Below are 12193 nucleotides of genomic sequence, written 5' to 3'. Positions count from 1 at the left end.
ATCCTGATATGGATTTAAATGACAAAATTGAGAAAATCCTGGAAAAGGTTCAGAAGGCACCGCGCTATACCGGCGGCGAGATGAATACGGAAGTGAAGGGCTGGGATGAATGTCCGCTGCACTTCGGATTCTGTTTTCCGGACACATATGAGGTAGGCATGAGCCACCTGGGCATGAAGATTCTGTACGGGCTGATTAACCGCGAAAGCTGGAGCCTGTGCGAACGGTTTTTCATGCCTTGGACGGATATGATCGCACTGATGGAGGAAGAGCAGCTTCCGCTGCTGTCCATGGAAAGCAGACATCCGCTGAACGCATTTGACGTTATCGGCTTTACGCTCCAGTATGAAATGAGCTTCAGCAATATCCTGGCGATGCTGAAGATGGGTGGTGTTCCGCTGGAAAGCAGTGAACGGGGAGAAACTGACCCCATTGTGGTGGCAGGGGGACCCTGCGCCTTTAACCCGGAGCCGCTGGCTGATTTCATTGACGCGTTTATGATCGGCGACGGGGAAGATGTGATGACAGAGCTGAACCGTGTCATTCTCGAACGCAAGGAAAAAGGATTGAGCCGGGAAGCATGCCTGAAAAAGCTTGCCCAACTGGAAGGCGTGTATGTTCCTTCCCTGTACGACGTGACATACAATGAGGACGGGACTGTTGCGTCTGTGACACCCAATTGCGCGGAAGCACCGGCGACTGTCCGGAAACGGGTGGTTGTTGACCTGAACAACACCTATTATCCTGAAGAGTTTCCCGTACCTTATACGGAAGTGATCTTTGACCGTATCATGCTGGAAATCATGCGCGGGTGTACAAGGGGATGCCGTTTCTGTCAGGCAGGCATTCTGTACCGGCCTGTACGGGAGAGAAGCATGGAAAAGCTGATTGACCTGGCTGAAAAACTGCTGAATTCCACCGGATATGAAGAGATCAGTCTGAGCAGCCTTTCAAGCGGAGATTACAGCTGCCTGCCTGAACTGATCCGGGAGCTCATGAAACGCATGAAGGAAAAGCGTGTATCTATCTCTCTGCCAAGCCTGCGGATCGACAGCGTGCTGAAAGAAAGCCTTGAGGAAACGCAGCAGGTCAGGAAAACCAGCCTTACTTTTGCGCCGGAAGCAGGAACGCAGCGCATGCGTGATGTGATCAACAAAGGCGTAACGGAAGAGGATCTGCTGGGCAAAGTGCGGGATGCCTTTGAAGGCGGATGGAGCAGCGTAAAACTGTATTTCATGTCCGGCCTGCCGACGGAAACCACAGAAGATCTGGACGGTATCGCGGACCTGGCCAGGAAAGTCATTGCCGAATACTTTAATGTCCCCAAGACACAAAGAGCCAAGGGGCTGCGGGTGACAGTGAGCGTAAGCGTATTTGTCCCCAAGCCCTTTACGCCCTTCCAGTGGGCTGCCCAGGATACGCTGGATGCGATTATCGCAAAGCAGGAGCATCTGAGACAGGTGCTCAATATCAAAGGCGTGACTTTCCACTGGCATGAGCCTTATGTCAGTTTCCTCGAAGCCTGTTTTGCCCGGGGTGACCGAAGAATGGGCCGTGTGCTGAGGAGCGCTTTTGAAAAGGGATGCATTCTGGACGGGTGGAATGAAACCTTCCGCTATGATCTGTGGATGGAAGCATTCAGGGACTGCGGCCTTGACCCGGCTTTTTACGCACACCGGGCCAGAACAAAGGAAGAAGTCCTGCCCTGGGATCATATAGACAGCGGGGTTACAAAACAGTTCCTCTGGCATGAAAAAGAAAAAAGTGAACGCGCGGAGACAACGAAGGATTGCCGGAAAGGCTGCAACGGATGTGGTTTACAGCGCTGGAAGGGAGTATGTTCATATGCGAATGCTGGCAGTGTTTGAAAAAGGTGAAAGAATCAGGCATATCGGACATCTTGATATTCAGCGCAGCGTACAGCGCGGACTCCGCAGGAGCGGCCTGCCGGTTGCATATTCCAACGGATTCAATCCCCATATCCTGATCACATTCGCGAGTGCTTTATCAACAGGAGCCTGCGGGACCCGGGAAATTATGGATGTGACGATGGCTGAGGAGGTCAGTGAAGAGGAGTTCCTTGATCGGATGAACCGTGCCATGCCAAAGGATATGCAGCTGTCTGAAGCACGGGCGGTGGATCAGAAACATCCCGCACTGATGGCCAGCCTTCGTGCGGCAGAATACGACCTGCTGATCAGGGATCCGGAGACGGCAGAGAAGCTGACAGCCGCCATTCCTTCGATGATGGCAAAGGAAACGGTGACTGCCATGCGAAAAACAAAAACAGCGTTGAAGGAATGCGATATCAAACCGCTGATCTATGAACTGAAGGGTGAAGGACAGCATATCCTGGCGACACTTGTGCTGACTGAACGCGAGGCCTGCAAACCGGGGATGCTGATTGAAGCGCTGGCCAGGGAAGCCGGGATAAGCGAAGAAGTTCGAATGCTGGTTACCCGGACAGGACTCATGGGAATGGATCCGGAAGGCCGGCTTGTTCCGCTGGAGAGGCTTTGAGTATGATAAGGAAAATCATATGCGGCCCCGGGTTTTGTGCTGTTACGGAAGACGGTGTGCTTGTTGAATACATACCAAATGATCCGTCGGATCAGTGCGGGGATATTCTGCTTGGAAAAACTGACCGGTTGATGCCCGGAATGAACTGTGCATTTGTTGATATAGGGAGGAAGAAAAGCGGCTTTCTTCCGCTGGATGAAAACAGCAGCAGTTTTACAGGAGGGAAAGTACGCTCCGGTGAAAGCCTGACTGTCCAGATCAAGAAAGAGGAAAACGGGACAAAAGGAGCGTTTCTGACACGTGATATAACGCTTCCCGGAACGATGGCTATCCTTATGCCTATGAACCGCTATATCGGTGTCAGCAGCAGAATTACCGATGAATCTGTTCGTGAGGAACTGAAAAAAACAGGACGTGAAATAGCTGCAGACCGATTTGGTCTTGTGATGCGAAAAGCAGCGGAAGCTGCGGCACCAGAGATGATCCGGCAGGAGGCAGAATCACTGTACGAAACCTGGCGGATGACAGAGGAAAAAGCTTCAAAGGGAGGAAAACCGGGGAGTCTTCTTTTTTCAGGCAGTATTGCAGAACGGCTTCAGGAAGATTATGCCCGGGACAGTATCAATACAGTTCAGGAGTCTGCGGAAACCGATGACGGTATTGCCAGGCAGGTCAGACAGGCCAGAGAACGTACCGTGCGTCTTCCGGGGGGCGGCAATATTATCCTGGATCGGTGTGAGGCAATGACGGTGATTGATATCAATACCGCTTCTTCTGCCGTTTCCGGATCCAAAGAGCAGACAATACTTGAAACCAATCTGGAGGCATGCGGCGCCATTGCCCAGCAGGTACGGCTGCGGAATCTGAGCGGAATCATCCTGATCGATTTTATAGACATGGATAATGAAACAGACCGTAGTATGGTCCTGACCAGGCTGGAGGAGTGCTTCAGCAGAGACCGGGTGAAGACAGTTATACACGGCTGGACGAGTCTGGGATTGATCGAAATGACCAGAAAGCGCACAAGAGCGGGAATATATGATAATCTATTGAAAGCCTGTCCCGTCTGCGGAGGAACAGGATATGTACTGAGGGAGCAGAGAGAATGAACACAAAGGAGATCCTTGTCACAACTGAAGAACAGGAACGCCAGGAGCGGTATACAGAGCTGATCCGGGAGCTTCCGCACAGACCGCAGAGTTATTATGTTGTCACATACGGATGCCAGATGAATGCCCATGATTCTGAAAAAATCGCCGGCATGCTGGATCGTATGGGGATGAAACCCGCAGCGGAACGTGAAGAAGCTGATTTCGTAATATTCAACACATGCTGTGTACGTGAAAATGCTGAAAGACGTGCATTGGGCAATGTTACATGGCTGAAAGAAGTCAGGAAAACAAAGCCGGATATGATCATAGCTGTCTGCGGCTGCATGATACAGGAACCCGGAATGGCGGAAACCATTCTGAAACAATACAGGTTTGTGGATCTGGCGTTCGGTACTGCCAATCTTCATAAGTTACCGGAAATGCTGTTTGAAACGCTGAACAGCAGCACTCAGCAGGTGTGTGTTGAGGATAAAGACGTTATTGCAGAGGGGCTTCCGGTCAGGAGACTCAGACAGGATGCTGCCTATCTTACGATTATGTACGGCTGTAATAATTTCTGCAGCTTTTGTATTGTTCCCTATGTACGCGGCAGGGAACGGAGCCGCGAAATGAGCAGTATTCTTCACGAGGCTGAAGAACTGGCAAAGTCGGGCGTAAAGGAAATTATGCTGCTGGGCCAGAATGTCAACAGCTACGGGAAGGGATTGCCCGGTGACCCGACTTTTGCAGCCCTGCTGAAGCAGCTGGACGGAATCGGTATTCCGCGGATCCGTTTTATGACGAGCCATCCGAAAGATCTGAGCGATGAGCTGATCGACGTGATGAGCAGCGGTAAACACATCCTGCCGCAGTTTCATCTGCCGGTCCAGAGCGGCAATAATGAGATTCTGGAAAAGATGAACCGGCACTATACCCGGGAACAGTATCTGGACAGGGTCCGGAAACTGCGGGAAGCCATTCCCGGAATCGGACTAAGTACAGATATTATTGTCAGTTTTCCCGGTGAAACAGAAGCGCAGTTTGAGGACACGATGAGCCTTGTGCGTGAGGTCCGGTACGACAGTGCCTTTACCTTTATATACAGTCCGCGGAAGGGGACAAAAGCGGCAAAAATGGAGGGCCTGATTCCGGATGAAGTATCCCGGGAGAGAATCCAGCGCCTGATTGCACTTCAGGAGGAACTACAGCAGGATACATTGAAACGGTTCATCGGGTCAGAAGAAGAAATCCTGGTCGAGAGCCTGAGCAAAAGAAGCAAATCTGCTGTATCCGGAAAAGGCAGGCATGCGGTGTCTATTACGGTCAACGGCAGTAATGAAGATATCGGACAGATCCTGAAATGCCGAGTGACCGGATTGAAGAATAATACGCTGACCGGCGAAAGAATATAAGGGAGACAAACGGATATGAGAGAAGTTATGATGAAAGCCCAGGAACTTGCGGAAGCGATCCTGAACAGTGAAACGTATCAGAAAATGAAACAGCAGGAAGGGGCTGTGCGCCATGATCCTGATGCTGCCGCGGCGCTGGGGGACATGATCGAAAAGAGACAGCGTGTGGAAGCGATTCTGTCAGCCGCAGATATGAATGCGAACGAACTTGCTGAGGCCAGCCGTGAAATGGAAGAAGCGGAAAAACGGATGAATGAGAATGAAATGATCCGGACGCTGAAACAGTACAGAAACGATTTTCAGACCATGATGGATAATGTAAACAAGATCCTCCGGCTGGTGATTACCGGCGAAGTGGAAGAGGAAAACAGCGGCAGCACGGGATGTTCCGGCAACTGCTCCTGCTGCAGCGGATGCCGCTGAGAAAGGGATCAACATGGCACTTTCACCTATGATGCAGCAGTACCTGCGGATTCATGACCAGTATGCGGATTGCTTGCTGCTGTTCCGGCTGGGGGACTTTTATGAGCTCTTTTTCGAAGATGCCAAAACCGCCTCCAGAGAACTGGAGCTGACCCTGACCGGAAAAGACTGCGGTCTGGAGGAACGCGCACCGATGTGCGGCGTTCCTTATCATTCCGTGAATACCTATATTGAAAAGCTGATTGCAAAAGGCTACAAGGTTGCCATCTGTGAGCAGATGGAAGATCCGGCACTGGCCAAAGGCCTCGTGGACCGGGATGTGGTCCGGGTGATCACAGCCGGCACGGTGACGGATCCTGCCATGCTGGAAGACAAGGCAAACAACTATCTTATGTGCGTCTATCTGGACGGCAAAAAGACTGGCATAGCCTATGCAGACGTATCCACAGGTGAGTTTTTCGTTATGGAGCCTGAAGTAAATCTGCTGAGGGCGCAGATTGTCCGTGTGAATCCGATGGAAGTCATCTGCAATGATCCGCCGCAGCTGACAGCGCTGACAGGAGGAGACATCAGAGGACTCAACGGACAGCCAAGGGTCTGGTTCCAGCGGAAAAACGCAGAAGATACCATCTGCGAGCATTTTCATCTCAGCCAGCTGACATCACTTGGCCTGGATGATAAAAAAGAAGCCACCTGTGCAGCCGGTGCGCTGCTGCGTTATCTTCATGAAACACAGAAGAACAGTCTGGAACATATCCGTACGCTGCGAATTGCAGAAAATGGGAAAACCATGCTTCTGGACCAGAATACCAGGCGGAATCTTGAGCTTACAGAGAGCCTGAGAGGAGAACGCAGAAAGGGTACACTTCTCGGCCTGCTTGATTTGACAAGTACGGCAATGGGCGGAAGACTGCTTCGCCGATGGGTGGAACAGCCCCTTCTGGATGAAAAGGAGATCAACAACCGTCTGGATGCCGTGGAGGAACTTGTCAATGACAGGATTCTCGGCATGACACTGGCGGAAGAACTTGAAGGCGTGTACGATATGGAGCGCCTGATGAATAAGGTTGCATACAGGAATATGAATGCCAGGGACTGCCTTGCCCTGTGTGCGAGCCTGAAGCGTATACCGGGAATCCGCAATCTGCTTATCAATGTGCAAAGTGCAGAAATGATCAGGATCCATGATGAACTCAATCCGCTGGAGGAACTGACAGACCTGCTGGATCGGGCCATTCATCCGGACGCGCCTGTCATTATCACGGAGGGCGGGATTATCCGGGAAGGATATTCACAGATCCTGGATGAATACCGTGAAGCACAGACCAGCGGAAAACAATGGATCCTGGATCTCGAAGCCAGGGAAAGAGAAGAGACGGGTATCAGAAATCTCAGGATTCAGTACAATAAGGTATTCGGGTATTACATTGAAGTGACCAAAAGCTTTCTGAGCCAGGTACCTGAAAGATATATCCGGAAGCAGACGCTGACCAATGCAGAACGGTATATGACTCCTGAACTGAAAGAAATTGAGCAGAAGATCATCGGCGCACAGGAGCAAAGCGTACGCCTTGAACTACAGCTTTTCAGCGAGGTCAGGGATCGTATTGCTGAACAGATTGAAGGAATCCAAAGAACCGCTCAGGCGCTTAAGGAACTTGACGTATTCCAGAGCCTGAGCCGGGCAGCTTCGGAAAATCATTATGTACGTCCTTCCATTACTTCGGACGGAACGCTTTCGATCGTTGAGGGCCGTCATCCTGTGGTGGAAAGGAATATGAAGGATGGCGGGTTCATTCCCAATGATACGCTGCTGGACGGAAATGAAAACCGGATGATGATTATCACCGGACCGAACATGGCGGGTAAAAGTACCTATATGCGTCAGGTGGCGCTGATCTGCCTGATGGCGCAGATCGGAAGCTTTGTTCCTGCCAGGGAGGCCAGCCTTCCGGTCTGCGACCGTATTTTTACGAGGGTAGGCGCCAGCGATGATCTGGCCAGCGGACAGAGTACCTTTATGGTTGAGATGAGCGAAACCGCTCATATCCTCAGGAACGCAACGAAAAACAGCCTGATTATTCTTGATGAGATCGGACGGGGAACCAGCACATTTGACGGACTGTCCATTGCATGGGCAGTGGTGGAATATATTGCTGACAAGGAACGGATCGGAGCAAAAACCCTGTTTGCGACGCATTATCATGAATTAAGTGAACTCGAGGGTCATCTGGACGGGGTGAAAAATTTCTGTATTTCCGTCAAGGAACATGGGGAAGACGTTATCTTCCTTCGGAAAATTGTTCGCGGCGGTGCGGATAAAAGCTTTGGTGTTCATGTGGCCAGGCTGGCGGGAGTGCCTCATCCGGTAATCGTGCGTGCGCATGAGATTCAGGCCAGGCTGGAAGTCAGTGAAATCAACCAGAATACCATTGGCCAGAATATTCTGGGTGAGGATACTGGTTTCAGGAAAAATGAACAGATGGATCTGTTTGAGTATAAAAAAGATGAAATAATCAAGGAGCTTCAGGAAATTGACGTGATGGCAATCACGCCGATGGATGCGATGAATACGCTGTTCCTGCTCCGGGAAAAGGCACGCAAGCTGTAATCAGCCTTAAGCCGGGAAAAGGCAATTTGAAAAGGAGAACACTATGGGAAAGATCAGACCGCTGAGTGAAAACCTGATTGGTAAAATAGCTGCGGGTGAAGTCGTGGAAAGACCGGCAGCAGCTATCAAGGAACTGATTGAAAACAGTCTGGATGCCGGTGCTACAGCTGTGACAGTCGAAATCCAGGAAGGCGGACTGACAAGCATCCGCGTAGCCGATAATGGCAGCGGTATTGATGAAAGCGATATCCGCATGGCGTTTGAACGGCATGCCACGAGTAAAATCAGCAGGGAACAGGATCTTGACGCCATTGCAACCCTGGGCTTCCGCGGAGAGGCTCTTGCAAGTATTGCAGCCGTATCACGGATTACAATGACAACCCGGACCGCTGCAAGCGATACAGGATTGAAAGTAAAAAACGAAGGCGGACGGATTACTGATATACAGGAAATTGCCTGCCCCGTCGGCACAACAATCCAGGTGAATGATTTGTTTTTCAATGTTCCTGTCCGCAAAGGATTTATGAAAAAAGCCGGTCAGGAAGCTTCGGCAGTTCACGATCTGATTGTCCAGCTTTTACTGAGCCGCCCCGATGTCAGTTTCAGGTATATTTCAAACGGTAAAACAGAATTCCATTCACCCGGAGACGGACAGACAGCCACGGCATTGCAGACGGTTTACGGAAGCTATGCCATGAAGTTTATGAAAGAAGTGAATGATCACGGGAACGGACTGATCATCAAGGGGTATGTCGGCATCGGAGAGAACGGAAGAGGAAACCGGAATCAGGAAATGTTCTTCATCAACGGCCGTGTCATGCATAATAAAATCCTGAACGAGGCACTGGAAACGGCCTGCAGGGAACGGGTGATGATTGGAAAATTCCCGGTCTGTGCACTGTATATCACCATTCCATATGAAGCAGTGGACGTCAATGTACACCCGAATAAGCTGGAAGTGCGATTCAGGGATGAAACCGGGGTTTATGAAGCTGTACTCAGTGCGGTGCTGATGGCATTGAAAGAAAAGGATGCTTTTCAACATCCGGTTGAGATGACTCTCAGCCCCCAGAAGGAAAAAGCTTCTGACCGGATAATGGAAGTTCCTGTCCAGGCGGCTCCTGTCATGCGCCGTCCGCTGCCTTCTCCTGATGAATCGGTGACAGTCAGCCGGACGCTCCCTGCCAGTGCGTCTGCTTTTTCTCCTGCCCCCAAACCGGAACCGGTTTACAGGGATATCCCGCCAAGACCGGCAGAGACAATCAATATCCCTGCTGCCGGCCGTGAGTATGCAGCTCCTGCTGTGATGAAAGAAAGTGCAGAACAGGTTAACACAATCCTGAGTGCAGTCCGAAAACCGATGAAAGTATTCGGCGCGCTGTTCAACACGTTTATCCTGGTTGAATATGAAGACCAGCTGCTGATGGTTGACCAGCATGCGGTTCATGAGCGTCTGCTGTTTGACAGGCTTATGAGTGAACACACGGAAAAAGCCCAGGCCGGCCAGGAAATGCTTGTTCCTGTTGTGCTTGGTGTTACAAATGCTGAACAGCGCCTGCTGGAAGATAACAGGGAAGCGCTGGAAAGCATAGGACTCGTTGTTGAGGCGTTTGGTGAGAAGGATGTTGCTGTCAGGACGATCCCCGTGATTCTGGGCGAGGCACAGACAAAGGATTTTATACGGGATGTGATCAACGATCTTCAGAACGGAAAAGATCCGACTTTTGAGAAAAAACGGACACAGCTGCTTCAGACCGCCTGCAAGCATGCCGTTAAAGGCGGGGAAACGCTGACAGAAGAAGAATTGCGGAGCCTTCTTGACACAATGATTGAACAGAAGGTGACACCCACCTGTCCCCATGGAAGACCGCTTGTGGTTTCCATCAGCCACAGGGAACTGGACAGGAAATTCAAACGCATACAGAACTGACCGGAGAACATTATGACAGAACAGATTGTCTGCAGAGTCATAACGGGGCCTACAGCCAGCGGGAAGACCAGTCTGAGCGTACGTCTCGCACAGGAGCAGGGATGGGATATTCTGTGTATGGACAGTATGCAGATTTACAGAAGAATGGATATCGGAACCGCTAAACCGACAAAGGAAGAAATGGGCGGTGTATGTCATTATCTGATGGATATCTGTGAACCAACGGATATGTTCAGCGTTGCAGATTACAGGGATGAAGCCGAAAAACTGATTCTGCAGCTTACAGAAAAGGGCAGACATGTATTGTTTGTCGGAGGAACTGTACTCTATCTTCAGTCGCTGATGCATCCCATGGGAATGGGAATGACGCCGGCCAATGAAGAACTGAGGAAGATATTGAATGCAATGGCGGAAACGGCAGACGGACGCGCCGCACTGCATGAGAGGCTTCGAAGTATAGATCCGGTAACCGCCCAACGTCTTCCGGTGAATGATGTCAGAAGGATTATCCGTGCAATAGAAGTATGGGAGGCTACCGGCATTCCTTTTTCCGAACAGCCCAGGCGTGAGAATGAGAATGACCGCCGATTCTGCTGGAAGGTGGTTTCCACTGAAATGGACAGGGATTTACTCTATGACCGGATCAATCAACGCGTGACGGATATGATCCAAAAGGGATTAAAGAATGAAGTGGCATCCCTGCTGGAGGAAGGCGTACCTGAAGACGCCAGGAGCATGAACGGCCTGGGGTACAAGGAGATGATTCCCTGTATACGCGGTGAGTATTCTGTTGAAGATGCGGCAGAGATGATCCGTAAGGGAACACGTCATTATGCAAAAAGGCAGATGACGTTCCTGCGCAGGGAAGAATGCATTCATTATGTCAGAACCGACAGAGAAGATGCGTACGATGAAATCAGAAGATATTTGCTGTGAGGTATAAGCATGAACCGTATTGAGGAAATGATCCTGAAAGCGGAGGAAGAGCTGAAGGAATCCTTTGCCAGGATCGATGAAAATGAAATGAAGCGTACGAAACAGGTGCTCGACTTGTTCCGGCAGGAAGGGGTCAGTTACAGGCATTTTGCCCCGTCCACCGGTTACGGATACGATGATATCGGACGGGACACCCTGGAAAGGATATATGCGGGGATTTTCCATACGGAGGCGGCGCTTATGAGGCCGCACGTAGCCAGCGGAACGGCAGCCCTGAGCCTGACTCTCTTTGGCCTTACAAAACCGGGAGAAAAAATCGTCAGCGCTACCGGTATGCCCTATGATACCCTGCTGGGAGTTATCGGAACAGGAAAAGGCAGTCAGCCGGGGTCACTGAAAGAAATGGGCGTTTCTTTTGAATGTGTGGAACTGAAAGACGGGAAGATTGATGTTCCGGCCGTGGAAAAGGCGATCACGAAAGATACATCCCTTGTGATCGCTCAGAGAAGCCGGGGATATGCCTGGAGACCCAGCCTGTTTCCTGAGGAATTTGCGGAACTGGCCGATATGATTCACAGCAGGCATCCCGGCGTAACGCTGATGGTTGATAACTGCTACGGCGAATTTGTGTGTAAGGATGAACCTACGGATTACGGCGCGGATATATGCGTAGGCAGTCTGATCAAGAATCCGGGCGGAGGAATTGCACCAACCGGAGGATACGTGGCCGGAAAGCATGATAAAGTGGAACGTATTGCAGGAAGGCTGACAGCACCCGGACTTGGCCGGGAGCTCGGTTCCTATGCTGCATCATACAGGCCGTTTTATCAGGGACTGTTCATGGCACCGCACACAGTGGCCCAGGCGCTGAAGACGGCACTTCTTGCTTCAAGACTGTTTGACAATCTGGGTTTTGAGACGTCGCCGTCATCAAAGGAACAGCGCGCTGACATTATTCAGGCGATTAAGATGGAAACTCCTGAGCGGCTTGTGGCGTTTTGTCAGGGAATTCAAACAGCCAGCCCCGTGGACAGTATGGCCATGCCCGAACCCTGGGACATGCCGGGCTATGATGATCAGGTTGTTATGGCGGCAGGAACATTTGTTGCCGGCGCCAGTATTGAACTGAGCGCTGACGGTCCTATCAGGGCACCGTACACTGCTTTTATGCAGGGAGGACTGACATATGTTCACGGGCGGATTGCGCTTTCAGAAGCACTGCGCAGAATGATGGAAACAGGGGCGCTCAAAATGCCGTAATTCTTGACAA

General features: G+C 51.0%; 9 protein-coding genes. All 9 read left to right on the top strand.

The genetic code is table 11. The features are described 5' to 3' along the window. Positions 1-8 precede the first annotated feature (8 nt). The 9 genes from JRC49_00445 to JRC49_00405 are packed head-to-tail and all read left to right on the top strand — an operon-like array spanning position 9 to position 12183. Complete coding sequence (locus JRC49_00445; protein ID QTE71336.1) at positions 9-1868, top strand: TIGR03960 family B12-binding radical SAM protein; 1860 nt, start codon at positions 9-11, stop codon at positions 1866-1868. Next, complete coding sequence (locus JRC49_00440; protein QTE71335.1) at positions 1846-2520, top strand: DUF2344 domain-containing protein; 675 nt, start codon at positions 1846-1848, stop codon at positions 2518-2520. Before JRC49_00445 ends, JRC49_00440 begins: the two co-directional genes overlap by 23 nt. Before the next feature lie 2 nt (positions 2521-2522). After that, positions 2523-3629, top strand: coding sequence for a ribonuclease E/G (locus JRC49_00435; protein ID QTE71334.1), 1107 nt, complete (start codon positions 2523-2525; stop codon positions 3627-3629). Next, positions 3626-5023 carry a tRNA (N6-isopentenyl adenosine(37)-C2)-methylthiotransferase MiaB gene (miaB, locus tag JRC49_00430; protein ID QTE71333.1) on the top strand — a complete coding sequence of 466 codons (1398 nt, stop codon included), beginning with the start codon at positions 3626-3628 and terminating at the stop codon, positions 5021-5023. The genes JRC49_00435 and miaB overlap by 4 nt, the downstream gene beginning before the upstream one ends. 15 nt (positions 5024-5038) lie before the next feature. After that, positions 5039-5446, top strand: coding sequence for a YlbF family regulator (locus tag JRC49_00425; GenBank protein QTE71332.1), 408 nt, complete (start codon positions 5039-5041; stop codon positions 5444-5446). A 13-nt stretch (positions 5447-5459) separates the two neighbouring features. Continuing rightward, the gene (gene mutS, locus JRC49_00420) at positions 5460-8057 is read left to right on the top strand and encodes a DNA mismatch repair protein MutS (protein QTE71331.1); all 2598 of its coding nucleotides are present in this window, start codon (positions 5460-5462) and stop codon (positions 8055-8057) included. Positions 8058-8100: 43 nt separating this feature from the next. Further along, entirely contained in the window at positions 8101-9987 is a 1887-nt protein-coding gene (gene mutL / locus JRC49_00415) for a DNA mismatch repair endonuclease MutL (GenBank protein QTE71330.1), read from the top strand. Positions 9988-9999: 12 nt separating this feature from the next. Beyond that, positions 10000-10923 carry a tRNA (adenosine(37)-N6)-dimethylallyltransferase MiaA gene (gene miaA / locus JRC49_00410; protein ID QTE71329.1) on the top strand — a complete coding sequence of 308 codons (924 nt, stop codon included), beginning with the start codon at positions 10000-10002 and terminating at the stop codon, positions 10921-10923. A gap of 9 nt (positions 10924-10932) precedes the next feature. Beyond that, positions 10933-12183: a methionine gamma-lyase family protein gene (locus JRC49_00405; GenBank protein ID QTE71328.1), complete on the top strand. Its 1251-nt coding sequence runs from the start codon at positions 10933-10935 to the stop codon at positions 12181-12183. Positions 12184-12193: the final 10 nt, after the last annotated feature.

Source organism: Clostridiales bacterium FE2011 (genome assembly GCA_017569305.1).
GTDB lineage: Bacteria > Bacillota > Clostridia > Christensenellales > Aristaeellaceae > Aristaeella.
The sequence above is the reverse complement of the archived record's forward strand: the minus strand, read 5'-3'. Positions and strand labels throughout refer to the sequence as shown.